Source organism: Hirschia baltica ATCC 49814, from assembly GCF_000023785.1.
Classification (GTDB): domain Bacteria; phylum Pseudomonadota; class Alphaproteobacteria; order Caulobacterales; family Hyphomonadaceae; genus Hirschia; species Hirschia baltica.
In genome coordinates this window covers 358,262-374,199 of sequence record NC_012982.1, presented here as the reverse complement: position 1 = coordinate 374,199, position 15,938 = coordinate 358,262, and the positions used below count along the sequence as shown (strand labels likewise).

At 46.9% G+C, this 15,938-nt stretch carries 11 protein-coding genes; 5 read left to right on the top strand and 6 right to left on the bottom strand.

Annotation, left to right across the window (positions count from 1 at the left end; genetic code table 11):
- Window positions 1–62: 62 nt before the first annotated feature.
- From argF to HBAL_RS01710, 3 genes are all read right to left on the bottom strand, one after another.
- Window positions 63–989 (bottom strand): ornithine carbamoyltransferase, encoded by a 927-nt coding sequence (argF, locus tag HBAL_RS01720; protein ID WP_012778204.1) that lies wholly within the window; start codon window positions 987–989, stop codon window positions 63–65.
- Complete coding sequence (locus HBAL_RS01715; RefSeq protein ID WP_012778203.1) at window positions 986–2,185, bottom strand: aspartate aminotransferase family protein; 1,200 nt, start codon at window positions 2,183–2,185, stop codon at window positions 986–988. The genes argF and HBAL_RS01715 overlap by 4 nt, the downstream gene beginning before the upstream one ends.
- A gap of 99 nt (window positions 2,186–2,284) precedes the next feature.
- Window positions 2,285–3,145: an ABC transporter permease gene (locus HBAL_RS01710; RefSeq protein ID WP_012778202.1), complete on the bottom strand. Its 861-nt coding sequence runs from the start codon at window positions 3,143–3,145 to the stop codon at window positions 2,285–2,287.
- A 258-nt stretch (window positions 3,146–3,403) separates the two neighbouring features.
- Between HBAL_RS01710 and HBAL_RS01705 the strand changes: the two genes are divergently transcribed.
- On the top strand, window positions 3,404–3,937 hold the full coding sequence (locus HBAL_RS01705; protein WP_012778201.1) for a GcrA family cell cycle regulator: 534 nt from the start codon (window positions 3,404–3,406) through the stop codon (window positions 3,935–3,937).
- Window positions 3,938–4,059: 122 nt separating this feature from the next.
- On the opposite strand, the gene phoB is transcribed toward HBAL_RS01705, so the two are convergent.
- From phoB to HBAL_RS01690, 3 genes are all read right to left on the bottom strand, one after another.
- Window positions 4,060–4,806 (bottom strand): phosphate regulon transcriptional regulator PhoB, encoded by a 747-nt coding sequence (gene phoB, locus HBAL_RS01700; RefSeq protein ID WP_012778200.1) that lies wholly within the window; start codon window positions 4,804–4,806, stop codon window positions 4,060–4,062.
- Complete coding sequence (phoU, locus tag HBAL_RS01695) at window positions 4,796–5,479, bottom strand: phosphate signaling complex protein PhoU (protein WP_012778199.1); 684 nt, start codon at window positions 5,477–5,479, stop codon at window positions 4,796–4,798. Before phoU ends, phoB begins: the two co-directional genes overlap by 11 nt.
- A 257-nt stretch (window positions 5,480–5,736) precedes the next feature.
- Window positions 5,737–7,242 carry a sensor histidine kinase gene (locus HBAL_RS01690; protein WP_233356722.1) on the bottom strand — a complete coding sequence of 502 codons (1,506 nt, stop codon included), beginning with the start codon at window positions 7,240–7,242 and terminating at the stop codon, window positions 5,737–5,739.
- A gap of 240 nt (window positions 7,243–7,482) precedes the next feature.
- Here HBAL_RS01690 and HBAL_RS01685 point away from each other — a divergent pair, with 240 nt between their 5' ends.
- From HBAL_RS01685 to HBAL_RS01670, 4 genes are all read left to right on the top strand, one after another.
- Window positions 7,483–8,874 (top strand): efflux transporter outer membrane subunit, encoded by a 1,392-nt coding sequence (locus HBAL_RS01685; protein WP_012778197.1) that lies wholly within the window; start codon window positions 7,483–7,485, stop codon window positions 8,872–8,874.
- Between the two features lie 4 nt (window positions 8,875–8,878).
- Window positions 8,879–10,381, top strand: a complete 1,503-nt coding sequence (locus tag HBAL_RS01680) for an efflux RND transporter periplasmic adaptor subunit (protein WP_012778196.1) — start codon at window positions 8,879–8,881, stop codon at window positions 10,379–10,381.
- Entirely contained in the window at window positions 10,381–13,590 is a 3,210-nt protein-coding gene (locus tag HBAL_RS01675) for an efflux RND transporter permease subunit (RefSeq protein ID WP_012778195.1), read from the top strand. The genes HBAL_RS01680 and HBAL_RS01675 overlap by 1 nt, the downstream gene beginning before the upstream one ends.
- A gap of 96 nt (window positions 13,591–13,686) precedes the next feature.
- Entirely contained in the window at window positions 13,687–15,867 is a 2,181-nt protein-coding gene (locus HBAL_RS01670) for a M13 family metallopeptidase (protein ID WP_012778194.1), read from the top strand.
- Window positions 15,868–15,938: the final 71 nt, after the last annotated feature.

Sequence of the window (15,938 nt, the reverse complement as noted above, 5' to 3'; positions counted from 1 at the left end):
TATAGGCACAAAAAAAGCGCCGATTTCTCAGCGCTTTTCTAGATCATTATTATGAAAGATGATTAGCTCTTCAAACACCATTCAAGCACGGCTTTTTGTGCATGAAGGCGATTTTCCGCTTCATCAAAGATAAGCGAGGCGGAACCATCAATAACCTCAGCCGCCACTTCTTCACCACGGTGAGCTGGTAGACAATGCAGGAATTTCGCGCCGCCATTGGCTTTATCCATCAAGTCTTGCGTGACTTGAAAAGGCATTAAATCCTTCAGGCGCTTATCAGCATCCGTGTCGCCCATAGATACAAATGTATCAGCGACAACAACATCAGCGCCTGCAACAGCTTCGGCAGGGTCATTGTAAATATCAATGCGGCCTTGTTCTTGACGCCCACGCTCAATATCTATTTCTGGAAGCTCATACCCTTGAGGCGTACCAAGTGCGAGAGAGAAGCCAAATTTCGGCGCAGCATGCGCAAAACTCGCCGCAACATTATTGCCATCGCCAACCCAAGCAATACGAGCGCCTTTAAGATCAAGGCCATGCTCTTCAAGTGTCTGAAGGTCAGCCATGATCTGGCAAGGGTGAGATGTGTTCGTCAGCCCATTAATGACAGGCACATCAGAAACAGCAGCAAATGCTTCAACATCTGCATGACTGTTTGCACGGATCATCACCGCATCGATCATACGCGATAACACGCGTGACGTATCTTCAATTGTTTCCCCACGCCCAAGCTGCATGTCTGCTGCGTTAAGTACAATAGATGTCCCGCCAAGCTGACGTATGCCCATATCAAAAGAAAGACGCGTACGTGTCGAGCTTTTTTCAAAGATCATAGCTAATGTGTAGCCAGCCAACACAGCATCAGGATCTACACTGCCTTTAGGCATACCAGCGCGCGCATTTTTACGTGATTTGGCATTGTCCAAAATAGCACGAAGCTCAGAAGCGGGAAGCGGGAATATATCTAGAAAGTGGCGAACGCTCATGACGAACTCTCCCCTTGTGTGTCAGCCTGCACTTCAGCCAAACATTCATCAATCAGGCTAACGGCCTTCAACACGTCTTCATCTGTTGCGATCAATGGCGGCGCAAGACGCACAACATTGCCGCCTGCGGTTCCGATAATCAGTCCTTTTTCCAATGCCTTTTTGCGAATAGCCATTGGATCAATTTTAAGCGCAATACCGCGCAACAGACCTTTACCTCGTAGGCCATCGACAAGATCAGGATAGCGATCAATTAGGCTAGACAAGGATTGCGTCAACACACCAGAAACACGCTGAACGTTTTCTAGAAACCCATCACTTGTCAGCTCATCCCAGACAGCATTACCAACGGCCATTGCCATTGGGTTTCCGCCATATGTTGAACCATGTGACCCCGGCTGCATGCCTTTGGCAGCTTCTTCTGTTGTTAGACAAGCTCCCAAAGGAAAACCACCACCGACACCTTTGGCAACAGTTACGATGTCGGGCTCAACATCCGTAAACCATTCATAAGCAAACAATTTACCGGTACGGCCAGCACCGCACTGAACTTCATCATAGATAAGCAATGCGCCAAACTCATCGCACTTTTCACGAAGGAGTTTCAAGAATGCCTCTGGCACTTCGCGGCAACCGCCCTCGCCTTGCACAGGCTCGATAAGAACAGCAGCGACATCATCGCCCATAGCTTCATTGAAAGCATCAACATCATCAAATGGCAGATGCGTAAAGCCTTCCATGGCTGGACCAAAACCTTCACGATAATTTGGGTTAGCACCCGCATTCACAGCACCAAGTGTGCGTCCGTGGAAAGAGCCCTCAAACGAGATAATACGGTATTTGTCTTCTTTGCCGCTCACATATTGATATTTGCGCGCTGTCTTAATCGCACATTCAATAGCTTCTGTTCCTGAGTTTGTAAAAAACACACGATCAGCAAACGTATCAGCAGTATAGCGCTCAGCTAAACGTTCCCCTTCGGGTACGCGGAACATATTTGAAATATGCCATAGTTTTTCAGATTGTTCCTGAAGGGTCTTTACAAGTTTTGGATGCGCATGGCCCAGACAATTAACCGAGATACCTGCAATAAAATCTAGATATTCTCGTCCCTCTGATGAGTATAGTCGCAAGCCTTCGCCGCGTTCGAAAACGACTTCAGGGGGAGCATATACGGGCATCATAGCTTCACGCATTGGGGTGTCCTCTTGCGTTTGGAGGGAAAAAACCTACGGAAGCTCATGGTCTATGAGCATCCGTAGGCAATATGTCAATGTCTGAAATAAAAGGGGCGCTTAGGCTTTCATCTTATAGCCAGATCGCAAGACAGCCCAACACACACCACAAAGCACCACTGCAAGCACTAAAGAAGCCACTATCCCAACCATAAGAGAGCCATCTGATGAGCCTGTGAAGGCATAGCGAAAGCCGTCAATCAAATGGAAAAACGGGTTAAAATGCGACATGGTTTCAAATGGCTCTGAAAACACCGTAATAGGGTAAAATGTACCCGAAAGCATAGTGAGCGGTAAGATAACAAAGTTGGTAACCGCTGCAAGATGGTCAAATTTTTCTGCCCAGATTCCGCCCAGCAAGCCAATTGCAGCCATCATAAATGATGCGGTCACGGAATAAAATAGAAAAGCGGGAATGGAATGCAGAGAGATATCGGCAACACCAAGCAGACCAATACACACCAAAGTCACACCGCCAACCAATAGCCCACGAGAGGCACCGCCGGCTAAAAATCCAAGTGCTAATTCTAAAGAAGAAAGCGGTGCCATAAGGAAATCAGTGGTATTTCCTTGAACTTTCGCAATCGTAATTGAAGAGGATGTATTCTGAAATGCATTATTCATGATCGCCATCATGATAATACCCGGCGCGATAAAGTCTCCAAAAGGAACACCACCAACATCACCGCGATCTGGAAAAGCTAGTTTGAAAATAGCCATAAACAAAAGCGCCGACACCACAGGGGCCAAAAGCGTCTGCATACCGACTTTTAAAAATCGACTGACTTCTCTTTTATAAAGGGTTTTTAGACCGATCCAGTTAAAAGCACCGAACTGACGAGGGCGCGCAATGACGCCCGTTTCCGCCAAATTCTGAAACTCTGCACTCTTATTCTCAACAACAGCTACGTTATCTACCATGACAAACAGCCTCCAATTACTATCCATTTAGAAACTGATGCCGAATTTGAAAGGCCAAAAACAAAAAAAATATGGATCAAACCATGAACATTCGATTTATCCCCACCTATATCTAGAATCAGCTGTGAATAACCCTCACGAGATGTTGTGTGTAATGATTTGTTAACTACAATATCTTGGAAACTAGGGCGCGACTTAGGCGAGTGAAAACAATATATTGATTCACCTATTTCGCTAGGGCTGATGGAGAAAAGACTAATGGCGTGGACAGAAGAACGTGTAACTGAGCTAAAAAAGCTTTGGGCCGAAGGTCACAGTGCAAGTCAAATAGCGAAACAATTGGGCGGCGTAACGCGCAATGCTGTTATTGGAAAAGTACACAGACTAGGACTTTCAGGACGAGCAACACCTTCACGCCCAGTTAAGCGTCCACCACGTTTGGCGCGTCCAAAGCCGCAAGTAACGCAACCGATTGCAGCAACAGCAAAACCGGCAAGCTCACCAAACAGAACTCCAAAAGAGTCTCTACCTGCTCTACCATCGCGCATGGCACCAGCAGCTTATGTGAAACCAAAACGCCTTGGAAATGGCGACATGGTCACTGTGATGACTGTATCTGACTCAATGTGCAAATGGCCAATCGGGGACCCAGCAGATCCAGATTTTGGTTTCTGTGGACACTCTTCAGATGGCGATTCACCCTATTGCTCAGAACATGCAAAGCTTGCTTTCCAACCATCAAAGCGCAAGCGCACTAACACGTATGGACAAGCCACTCGCATGGCCGGCTAGTCCACCCAAACTATCTTACCCAACTTAATAAAAAGCGGCGCTTCAATTTCACCCAGAAGCGCCGCTTATTTTTTTATAAAAGCTAATTTCAATATGCGCTTTCAGCACCCGATGTACACGCGCTATTTTTCGCCCGCATTTAATGCATAGCCAGCAGAACGCACAGTGCGAATAGGGTCAACTAACCCCTCCATTTTCAACGCCTTACGCAAACGCCCAACATGCACATCAACAGTTCGCGCCTCAACATATATGTCAGAGCCCCAGACCGCATCCAATAACCGCTCTCGCGAGAAAACACGCCCAGGGTGCTGGATCAAATAATCTAGCAAACGAAACTCTGTTGGGCCCAAGTGAACTTGCTGGCCAGCACGCGCGACTTTATGCGCCGTCCGATCCACTTCCAGATCACCAACCACAACTTTATCTTCTGTTAAACCAGGTCGAATACGGCGCATAACCGCACGGATACGCGCTTTCAGCTCGGTCATAGAAAACGGCTTGACGATATAATCATCTGCTCCCGTATCTAGGCCGCGTATACGATCAGCCTCTTCTGTGCGAGCCGTCAACATAATGATGGGTAGATTTCCCGTGGTGTCGCGACTACGCAACCGACGACAAACTTCGATACCAGATAATTTTGGCAACATCCAATCAAGCAGAACAATATCTGGCTGGCGCTCTTCAACCATAAGCAACGCCATCTCACCATCCATTGCAACGCCAACTTCATAACCTTCACTTTGCAGATTATATTGAAGCAATTGAACTAGCGCCTCTTCATCTTCAACAATCAAAGCATAAGGCGTTGTAGAAGAATGCTTATTCCCAGAAGCTTTTGGAGTCTCGTTAAAATTATACGTCATCTATTGTCGGCCTTTCGGTCGCTGGATAGTCACCCGTTTCAGAATAGTGAATAATTTCAGCTATCTGAGAACAATGATCACCAGCGCGCTCAAGTTTCTTGGCCATAAACATAAAGTGCGCACACGCACCAATTTTACGACCATCTTCTATCATATACGTCACCATGATACGGAAGATTGAATTGTAAAATTCGTCTACTTCCTCATCACGTTCACGCACATCAAGAGCAGTTTCAATATCCTGCTCGCTATAAGCATCCAGAACGCGTTTCAATTGAGATGAAACCAGCCGCCCCATCCGTGCAAGTGATTTGGTCTGATCTGAACGCTCATAATCTTTTAGGTGGGAGGTGCGTTTAGCAATGCTGCGAGCCAGATTTCCGATACGGCGCAATTCAACCGCGACCTTCATGCCTGCGAGAGCCTGACGTAAATTCTGTCCTTTGAGCTGTCTGCGCTCAATCAGATCAAAAATACTGCGTTCTACCTTCGATTTAAGCAAATCTAGCTGTGCGTCTCTATCAACAACTTCAAGTGCCAATTCGACATCATAGGTAATCACAGCCGATAGCGCATCACTGAGCATGTCTTCAACAAGACCACCCATGCCTGACAATTCGCCTGTGAGCAGCTCCAATTCATTGGAGATATTTAATACAGTTTGGCTATTCATAACACCCTTAATACATGCTTGCCGCGCTAAATCCAAACCTCAACATCGCACTTCAGTCGACTTTCGATCACCCCCATCAGGGACAACAAATTCAGTACACTGAGAATTTACGACCACATAATTCAAGATCGCGTTACCATGTTTTTGCGACGGTTTTGTTGCATTAACGCGTTAACACGGAAAACACGTCCGTAAACGTTCATTTGAATGCCAGATAATGAACAAAGCGATTATATGTTAAATGCCAGCAAAAGGAATTAGCTTCCTGTCGCTTCCTTGGGCACATTTTTACGAAAGGCACGCTCTTCCAGCAATTGATCCAAATCAGACAATTCCTTGTCTTCATGCGAAAGCGGAAACAATACCCCAAACGCCGTTCCTACACCCAGCTCACTCTCGACAAGAAATGCGCCGCGATGCCGGTTCATAATGTGCTTTACAATAGCTAGCCCAAGACCTGTCCCTTTTTTAAGGCCACGACCAGGATCAATGCGATAGAAACGCTCAGATAGACGCGGCAAATATTTACGGTCCATCCCCGGACCATTATCGCGCACACGTAAAACGGCATATTTTGTCGCCGCGCCACCCAAACTATTCGTGATAGAAAATTGCGCCGCGCCATCCATACGTCGCCCTGCTTTTTCCAATGCTTCGTCTTGGCTCAGCCCTGTCAGCACCTCAACTTCAACCACATCATCAGGTTCGGAATATTTAATCGCATTGTCTATGAGATTTTGAGCAACTTGGGCCAGTTCATCACGCACCCCCATCACTTCAATTCCATTGGCCTGCCCTGTAATGTTTATTTTCACCTGCTGACCATCAGCAACAGGTAATAAAGCGGCCCCCACCTCACTAACAACAGCAGCCAGATCCGCATTCGTTGACGGACGCCTATGCTCACTCAACTCAATCCTAGATAGAGATAGCAAGTCATTGATCAAGCGACGCATCCGCTCAGCTTGCCCTTCCATAATTTCAAGGAAATGATCCCATGCTTCGCGGTCATCTTTTGCAGGCCCACGCATGGTTTCTATAAATCCAGCCAAAGATGTCAGCGGTGTTCTAAGTTCGTGGCTTGCATTCGCGAGGAAGTCTGCACGGGCCAATTCCGCACGCTTAACAGCTGTCAGATCTTCCATTGTAATCAGTACACCAAGCCCAGAATTTGTTTTGACAGGAGCAGCCACACACGCATATGTGCGATCATATTCTCCACGTTCAACAAAGGCAAAATCCTGTGGTTCTTTTTCACTAAGTGCATCTTCAACAGCACCCAACATTTCAGGCCGGCGCACGACAGAAGACAGGATTGGCATTTCACCACGGAACCTAAAATTCTGACGCGCTGCTTCATTAGCAACCTCAACACGCCCTTCAGGATTTACAAAAATACACGGCTCAGTCATTGCTTTAACAAGAACAGAACGGAATTCTTTATTGGTCAATTCACCGCTATGTTTAAGAGTATCTGGCAATTCTTCACGACCAAGATAGTGCGTAATCACACTTCGTCCCACGACCACTGCCACAAAAGCACCAATACCTATTAATGCCGGCAACAATTGTACTTCACCCAGTAGATACAAACTCCCCAGCACAATAACAGCCGTGCCGCAAACCCACATAAAAGTCGCACGTTGCGCACGCAAGCTCTCAATTAGCATCTTAAATTTCAGCTCTCTTTCCCTCAAAACCGCCAAGTCGGCTATTTTTATTCTCTCAACACTTAAGCTGACATGCTCCAACGCAATATTCATGCATCAAAGACAAAGTTATGTAGTTTTTCTTTCTATTAAGCCGAAAATTACAGCGACAATCCTATTTTATCCTAAACGTAATGTCACTTTAATGTCAGACGCACAAAAAAGTCTGCCAATCATGCAATTATTGTTTTTCGATAATTATTTGTTGACTTTCGTGACATATTGAAAGATATATAGCTCAAACTCGCGCTGCCAGCGCAAGCACTTTTCTAAAAGACACGGAAAACAATTCGCATGAAACATTACTCAGCGTCAGCAATTGCAATCTTGGCCAGCGGCTGCGCCAGTATAGGTGGTGGCGATATTGCGACTGATTACACTTTAGCGACAACTTCCATTCCAAATGAGTGGGCTGTAACACTTCCTTCTCCAGCCTCACAATCTGATTGGACAACCCAATTTGATTCAGACGTTATGAATGGTCTGATTAAGGAAGCCATCCAAGCCAATCCAAGCTTATTGGCAGCCCGCGCTAGAGCTAGCGCAACATATGCAACATCACGCGCAGCTCGCGGTGACAGATTGCCCGACCTTTCAGCGTCCTCGACTCTAGGACGCGTGGGCTTAGGACAAACTGAATCTGACACTGCTTCCATTTCCCTTACAACAAGCTGGGAAGTTGATCTTTGGGGACAGGTTTCCAAACGGATTTCCGCTTCTGATGAAGATTTCAATGCGAGCCAAGCTGACCTAGATGATTTACGCCTCTCTATAGCTGGGCGCACAGCAAATGCATGGATAAGCCTATCCAATTCACGCGCTCAATTGACCTTGGCAGAAGATGAACTTGCCGCCAGAAAGCGCGCCAGAGAATTAACCGAACGCCGTGTCGGAACAGGTCTCGCAACGACATTAGATGTAAGACTAGCTCGCTCCGCTGAAGCCAGCGCAGAATCTTCCATTGCACGCGCACAACTAGACGTATCAGATTCAGCACGTGCACTAGAAGTTTTACTTGGTCGTTATCCAGCCGCTGAAATAAATGCGCCAGAAACACCACCAACTTTAGGTCCTATGGCTGATGCAAACATCTCACCGATGGACCTTCTTGCCCGCCGCCCAGATGTTGCAGCATCTGAAGCGCGTATGGCTGCGGCTGGTTTAAGAGCAGATCTGGCCAGAATCGCAATGCGCCCCTCACTGAGCCTTTCAGCTTCAGGCACAATAGAAACCACTGAAATAGGTGATTTACTTGACGTAGATCAACTTGCCGGTCGCGTCCTAGCAAACATTGCATCCCCAATCTTCAATGGTGGGAAACTAGCTAATCAAGCAAAATCTGCACGATTAAATGCTGAAGCTGCAGCCGCCAATTATGCGAGTGTTGTGCTTGCTGCATGGCAAGAAGTGGAAGGCGCACGCTCAGCCGATCTTTCACTAGAACAACAAGAATATGCATTGCAAATAGCCATGGAAGAAGCCCAAGCAGCTGAGGTCATCGCTGAACGACAATATCAACAGGGCCTGATTTCAATATTTGATCTTATCAATGCCCAAACCCGCCGCATCAGTGCGAAGAGCCAGCTTATCGCTGCGCGCGCATCTCGCGGCATCAACCGTATTAATTATCACCTTGCGTTGGGCGGCGGAGACGCGCCAGTGATCAACGCCCCTGCAGGAAGCTAAAACAATGAAAATAACAACTATCGTCAAATTTGTTGTCATACCCGTCGCTCTTTTAGGTGTTGGAGTTGTCGCTCAAGGCACCCTTGGTGCCATGAAACCGCCTCCCGAAGTTAAAGATCGCGGCCCTATTGGTCTGGCTGTGTTATCCGAACCAGCCGTTCTGGCGAATGTTTCTCTTTCCGTGGAAGCACAAGGCGTTGTCAAACCCAAACGTCAGGTTCAGCTGTCACCGCAAGTGTCTGGACGCGTAAAATATGTGTCTCCAAACCTTGAAAATGGTGGTTTTGTCAAACGCGGCGAAGTGCTGATCCGTCTGGAAGATGCAGACTATCGCTTATCCGCAGTCCGTGCGGATTCAACTGTAGCCAGCGCGCGTCAAGCCTTAGCCACAGTTATGGCGCAGGCGGAAGTTGCCAAAACTGAACTCAAAGAGCTCGGAATAGAAAACCCAAGCCCACTTGCTCTACGTGAACCACAACTTGCCGAAGCACGTGCTGCCCTAGCTGCCGCTGAAGCACAGGCTGAAGATGCTGATCTCCAACTTCAACGTACTGAAGTGCGCGCGCCATTTGATGGGCTTGTTGAACAGAAAAATGTTGAGTTGGGACAATTTGTATCTCCAGGAACGCCAGTCGGTGTCGTATTTGCGAAAGATGCAGTGGAGGTTGAGCTAGCCATTCCAAATGACGAAATGGGTGACCTTGGTCTCCCAATCGCATTCAATGCTTCTAAATCTTCACTTGGCCCTAAAGTATCTTTCACTGCGGATGTTGGCGGAAAGCCACGCAATTGGGCAGGATATGTAACGCGTACAGGTGCTTCAATTGACTCACGCACCCGCCTTGTCTCTATCTTTGCTCAAGTCAATGATCCATTTGGAGAAGGTGCAGATGGAGACACGCCTTTAGCCCCCGGCCTGTTCGTTTCAGCTAACATCGAAGGGCGTGTCCTCACTGATGTTATCCGTGCACCACGGGCCGCACTACGTGGATTAGACACTGTCTATGTCATTCAGGAAACTGAAGAAGAGATAGAAGACCGCGAAACCCGTCTGGAAAATGAAAAACAACATGAAATTGCTGAGGCACGCAAATCTGTAGAGCGCACAAAAACAGAGCTGGGATATGATATTCCTGCTGATGCAATCGACAAGAAAATAGCGGACATCAACGCAAAATACGAAAAAATTGCTCAAGAAAACAAAAAACAAGATGCTGAAAAAGCGAAAAACGGTGCTGCAAAAAAAGAACCAGACGCAAAAACTCAAATCGTTCAAACACTCGAAATACGGACAGTGGATGTGCTCCGCTCAACGAAAGAGTTTGTGTATATTGAAGCAGGTTTAAGCGACGGCGAACGTGTTATTATTTCACCGGTACAAGCTGCGATGACAGGCATGCGTGTGCGTACATTCAATGCCGACGCAACATCTCAAGCTCCATCAGAAACGGAAGAGACGCTTGCACTTGCCGCCGATACTAAAGATTCTAACGTTGGAGCAAACTAATGGGTGACATAATATCCTTTTGGGCACGCAACTCAGTTGCCGCCAATTTGCTGATGATTTGTTGTATTGTCGGCGGGCTATTTGGTTTCTCACGCCTTGAACAAGAAGTGTTTCCCGGCGGTGAATTTGCAGGTGTATCTGTAACGATTGCTTGGCCTGGCGCTTCCCCTCAGGATGCTGAGGAGCAGCTTGTTTTGCGCCTTGAAGAAGCTGTATCAGATGTCGACGGTATCGATCGCATCACATCCATTGCCTATGAAGACGGTGGAACAGTCAACATCGCAGCACTAAATTCGGTGGATACACAAAAATTCCTTGATGAAATCAAGCTACGTGTAGATTCCATCAACAACCTCCCCCCTTCTGCATACAGACCTCAGGTACAGCAGTGGAAACAAAATAACGAATATTTCGGTCTGGTTGTCGCTGGTGATATCGGCACACGCGAACTCAAGCATATTACAGATGAAATCCGTGATGAGATTGCACGTATTCCCGGTGGTGAATTGGCAAGAGTTCAAGGTACTTTATCAGAAGAAGTCACGATTGAAGTCTCGGAATCGGCTATGCGTCAGTACGGACTCACTTTTAGTGATATTGCGTCCGCTGTACAAAGCAGTTCCATCAATGGAAGCGGCGGCCAAGTCCGCACTGACACGGGCAATGTATCTATCCAGACACGTAACCTCGCTGATACTGCAGACCAGTTTAACAATCTTATTGTCAAACAAACTGCAAATGGCGGCGTTATCCGTGTAGGAGATGTAGCACGCGTTATTGATGGTTTTGTCGATGCTGACTTACAAACATCTTTTGAAGGCAAAAAAGCTGCTTTCATTATGATGCGTCAAACAGAAAAAATGAACTTGCCTCAGTATTCAAAAGCGCTGAAGCAGTACATGGAAGAGAAAAACGAAACTCTCCCAGAATCAATCACTCTAAATTTGTTATGGTCAGACCATGACTTTATGAGCAAGTTGATATCAATCATAACCAACTCTGCCATTACTGGAACAATACTTGTTCTTATTGTCCTATTGCTGTTCTTGCGTCCTATCGTGGCGTTTTGGGTTGCGGCTGGAATTATGACGGCGTTTGCCGGTGGCTTCTTCCTACTCCCCATGATGGGCGTATCTCTCAACATTCTATCACTCTTTGCCTGTTTGCTGGTGATTGGAGTTGTCGTCGATGATGCAATTGTAATTGGTGAAAGCATTCACACCGAAGTAGAAAGCGGACGCCGAGAAGGTGTTGAAGCGGCCATACATGGTGCAAAAGCGGTCGCCAAGCCTGTACTGTTTGGTGTTATCACAACAATGATTGCTTTCGCGCCTTGGGCTATGATTTCTGGCGGAGCGCGTCAATTTACACAAAACTTCACCTTAACGGTGATTGCCGCCCTAACATTCTCATTGGTTGAAGCTTTCCTCATTCTGCCCGCTCATCTTGCACATTTGAAGAAACAAAAAACCGAAGGTGGCGAATCCCTTAAATCCAGAATAGGGGCAAAATTCACACGCTTCCAACGTATTATTGCTGACAGCCTGCTTTGGGTCGCCCGCACAATTTACATGCCGATTTTGAAATTTGCGATTAAAATGCGCTATGCAACAGCAGCTGCTTTCATTGCTTTATTCATGTTTGCACTTGGTCTTGTTCAGCACGGATATGTCCCCTTCAAATTCGATCCTGAAACAGAAGGTGATTTCATATTCGTACAGATCGAAATGCCCGATGGCACGCCATTCAGCCGTGTCGATCAGGTTCGCGCACAGCTAAATGCAGGTATTCAGGCGTTGAAAGACAGCCAAAACGAAAAATGGAGTGAACTCGATTTCGATATCGTCCGTGATGCATCTATTGTTGCTTCAGAAGGTGAAGTCATGTCTTGGATCGGGCTTGCCGCTCCCGAGATTAGGCCACGTACTGTTTCAACCAAAGCACTAGCAGAAGAACTTCGTGATCTTACTGGGGATATTCCGGACGCTGAAGATGCCCAGTTTGCATTCTCATTCAATGATAATGACCCACGGCTACGTTTTGCTCTGAACCACCCCGACTTAGACGTTCTTCGTAAAGCTGCCGATGAATTACGCACCCATTTGGGAACTTATGCCCAAGCTTATAATGTAGGAGACAATTTTTCAGCCGCTGCTCAAGAAATTCGTCTAACGATGAAACCGGGTGCTGAAAGTCTTGGACTAACATTACGTGACGTCTCTAGTCAGGTACGTCAGGCTTATTACGGGATTGAAGCCCAACGTCTACCCCGTGACGGTGATGATGTTCGCGTAATGGTGAAACTCCCTCAAGAGGCACGCCGTTCCCTTGATAGTTTGGATCAATTCCGTATTCGCACAGCCGATGGCCGCGAAATTCCACTTATGGAAGTTGCCGAAATCGAGTTTGCACCAGGAATAAACCGCATTTTACGCCGTGAACGCCAGCGTTCAGTGTCCGTATTTGCCGAAGTTGCTGGAGAAGCGCAGCGCGAAATCATTCAAGCCGTCAACAAGGACTTCATGCCAAGTTTGCAAGAAAAATATCCTGGCCTGACGTCTGGAGCACTTGGTTCAGCAGAACGTGAAGCTGAGTTCTTCCAAGAAATCATTGGTCTTCAGCTTGGTGCGTTCTTTATGATGTATTGTTTGCTAGCGATTGCTTTCAAATCCTACTCACAACCGCTCCTCATCATGTCAGCTATTCCATTTGGATTTGCGGGTGCTGTATTTGGGCATGCCCTTTTGGGTGTACCCATGGCGATGTTCTCCATCTTTGGGATCGCGGCAGCAGCCGGTGTCGTCATCAATGATAACCTCGTGCTGATTGACTACCTCAATAAACGGAGAGAGCACGGAGTGGGCGCATTTCAGGCGATAGTAGAATCAGGTGTGTCCCGTTTCCGTCCCATCTTGTTAACGTCCATCACAACATTCATCGGTATTTTGCCGATGATAATGGATCGCTCCATGCAGGCACAATTCCTAAAGCCAATGGTTGTCTCGCTTGGGTGCGCTGTGATCTTCGCTCTCTTCCTCAGCCTACTTCTTGTGCCATCCTTGTATGCAATTGGTGTCGAAATCGGCCGTATCTCTGCGCGAATCTTTAAAGGCAAGAAATATCAACCGATTGGCCACACATTTGATGAAGAGACACTCGACATTTCTGGTGATGCAGATGCAGAGGGCTTAGCAGTCCCGGCTGAATAAGTCGTATTCTTAACAAACGTACAGAATAATTTTGTGCGTTTGTTTACTTTTCAGAGTAGTGCGTATTAGCTCTTGCGCATATCTTAGGAGAACCACATGCTAAAACACTTAAAACTAGCAACATCAGTGCTAGCTCTTTCTTTAGCGGCGGCGTGCGCAAGCGTTGAGCCGGCCATCGAAGACACTAACGCTGCAGAACAAGCCGTCACTGAAGTCACGGAAGTTGTTGAAGAGACCAAAACTGCAGTCACACCCCAAACACCAGACTTTGGCGCATTTGGTCTAGACCTGAGCGCAATGGATGAAAGCGCTGCTGCTGGTGATGACTTTTTCCGTCACGTGAACGGGAAATGGTATGACACGTTTGAAATACCAGCCGACAAATCACGTTATGGCTCATTCAACCTACTTGCTGACCAATCAGAAATTCAAGTTCGTACAATCATTGAAGACCTTGCCAAATCCACACCAGATTTGAGCACATCTTCCGGCAAGATTGGCATGTTCTACAAAGCCTTCTCCGACACAGATGCAATCAATGCAGCCGGCCTCACACCTGCCCAGCCTTATCTTGATCGCATTAGTTCGTTAAACAACCTAGACGACCTTGCAAACATCTTCGCGTCCGCAGGTTTTGCGTCTCCTTTTGGTGGATATGTCTTTGCGGATCCAAAAGAAACAGATGTTTACATTTTCCAAGCTGGACTTTCTGGACTTGGCCTGCCTGACCGCGACTATTACTTCAAAAGCGATGAGAAATCTGTCGAACAGCGTTCCAAATATGTGGAATTCCTGACATTCCTTCTCACAGAAGCGGGCTTTGATTCTCCATCGGAAGCCGCAACACAAGTGATGGACCTTGAAACGAAAATCGCTGCAGCACACTGGGATCGTGCGATCTCACGTAATCCTGAAATCACCTACAACAAAATCTCTGTTGAAACTTTAGAAGCTATGGCCACGCAATTTCCTGTTGCCACTTTCCTCGATGGAATCGGTCTAGCAGGACAAACAGAACTTATCGTAGGCGAAATCCCGCCAACTCAAGAAGAGCTTGATGAAGCTGGTTTATCAGCAGAAGACGCAGCAAAATTGGGCGGCGGTTTCCCTGAAGCTTTCCAAGTTATAGAAGACACACCACTGGATGTCTGGAAAGCTTATCTTACAGCGCATTTCTTATCAGATCACGCCAGTGTACTTCCATCAAACATTGATGACGCAAACTTTGATTTTTACGGCAAAACTTTGCGTGGCCAGCCAGAACAACGCGCACGCTGGAAACGTGCTGTTGGTGCCACAGAAAATATTCTAGGTGAAGCCATCGGGAAAGAGTATGTTGCCCGTCACTTCCCTGAAGAAAATAAAGTGGCAATGGATGCACTCGTCGCAAACCTACGCCTTGCAATGGCGGAAAACCTCAAAGAGCTTGAGTGGATGGGCGATGACACAAAAGTCAAAGCCAAAGAAAAGCTCGACACATTCAACCCGAAAATTGGATACCCAAAAGAGTTTGAAACATTCGACACTCTTATTGTAACAGACCATGCCTTGGACAACAAAATCGCAGCATCAGACTGGCAGTGGAAAGACAATATTTCGCAACTAGGCACTGAAATGGACCGTGATGAATGGTTCATGACACCCCAAACAATCAACGCTTATTATAACCCACTCTTTAATGAGATCGTGTTCCCAGCAGCAATTCTGCAACCACCATTTTTCAACATATCAGCCGACCCGGCCGTAAATTATGGTGCCATCGGCGGTGTGATCGGTCACGAAATCGGGCATGGTTTTGATGACCAAGGATCAAAATTCAGTGCTGACGGATCTTTATCCAATTGGTGGACAGAAGATGACCTCAAAAGTTTCCGCTTACTTACCAAAGCATTAGTTGCTCAATACAATGATTTTTGCCCGCTAGACGATGGTGAAACATGTGTAAACGGCCAACTCACTCTTGGTGAAAACATCGGGGACCTTGGCGGTTTGTCTTTGGCGTATAAAGCCTACAAATTGTCCTTGAATGGCGAAGAAGACAAAGTCATTGATGGCCTAACTGGCGATCAACGTTTCTTCATGTCTTGGGCACAAGTTTGGCGGTCTAAATACCGTGATGAAGCGACACGCCAGCAACTCATCACTGACCCTCACTCCCCTCCATATTACCGTGTAAACGGCCCCGTGCGTAACCTAGACGCTTGGTATGAAGCATTTGGGATCACCGAAGATCACGCTCTCTATTTACCACCAGAGAAACGCATAAAAATCTGGTAAAACAAACGACTAACAGCTCTCTCCTGATATTTTTATGGTGTCAGGAGAGAGTTTTACCAATTAGGAATCTT

Bases quoted from the DNA above. Each gene is read 5' to 3' on its own strand.
- argF (WP_012778204.1), bottom strand. From the start codon at position 989: ATGAGCGTTCGCCACTTTCTAGATATATTCCCGCTTCCCGCTTCTGAG.
- HBAL_RS01715 (WP_012778203.1), bottom strand. From the start codon at position 2,185: ATGCGTGAAGCTATGATGCCCGTATATGCTCCCCCTGAAGTCGTTTTC.
- HBAL_RS01710 (WP_012778202.1), bottom strand. From the start codon at position 3,145: ATGGTAGATAACGTAGCTGTTGTTGAGAATAAGAGTGCAGAGTTTCAG.
- HBAL_RS01705 (WP_012778201.1), top strand. From the start codon at position 3,404: ATGGCGTGGACAGAAGAACGTGTAACTGAGCTAAAAAAGCTTTGGGCC.
- phoB (WP_012778200.1), bottom strand. From the start codon at position 4,806: ATGACGTATAATTTTAACGAGACTCCAAAAGCTTCTGGGAATAAGCAT.
- phoU (WP_012778199.1), bottom strand. From the start codon at position 5,479: ATGAATAGCCAAACTGTATTAAATATCTCCAATGAATTGGAGCTGCTC.
- HBAL_RS01690 (WP_233356722.1), bottom strand. From the start codon at position 7,242: ATGAATATTGCGTTGGAGCATGTCAGCTTAAGTGTTGAGAGAATAAAA.
- HBAL_RS01685 (WP_012778197.1), top strand. From the start codon at position 7,483: ATGAAACATTACTCAGCGTCAGCAATTGCAATCTTGGCCAGCGGCTGC.
- HBAL_RS01680 (WP_012778196.1), top strand. From the start codon at position 8,879: ATGAAAATAACAACTATCGTCAAATTTGTTGTCATACCCGTCGCTCTT.
- HBAL_RS01675 (WP_012778195.1), top strand. From the start codon at position 10,381: ATGGGTGACATAATATCCTTTTGGGCACGCAACTCAGTTGCCGCCAAT.
- HBAL_RS01670 (WP_012778194.1), top strand. From the start codon at position 13,687: ATGCTAAAACACTTAAAACTAGCAACATCAGTGCTAGCTCTTTCTTTA.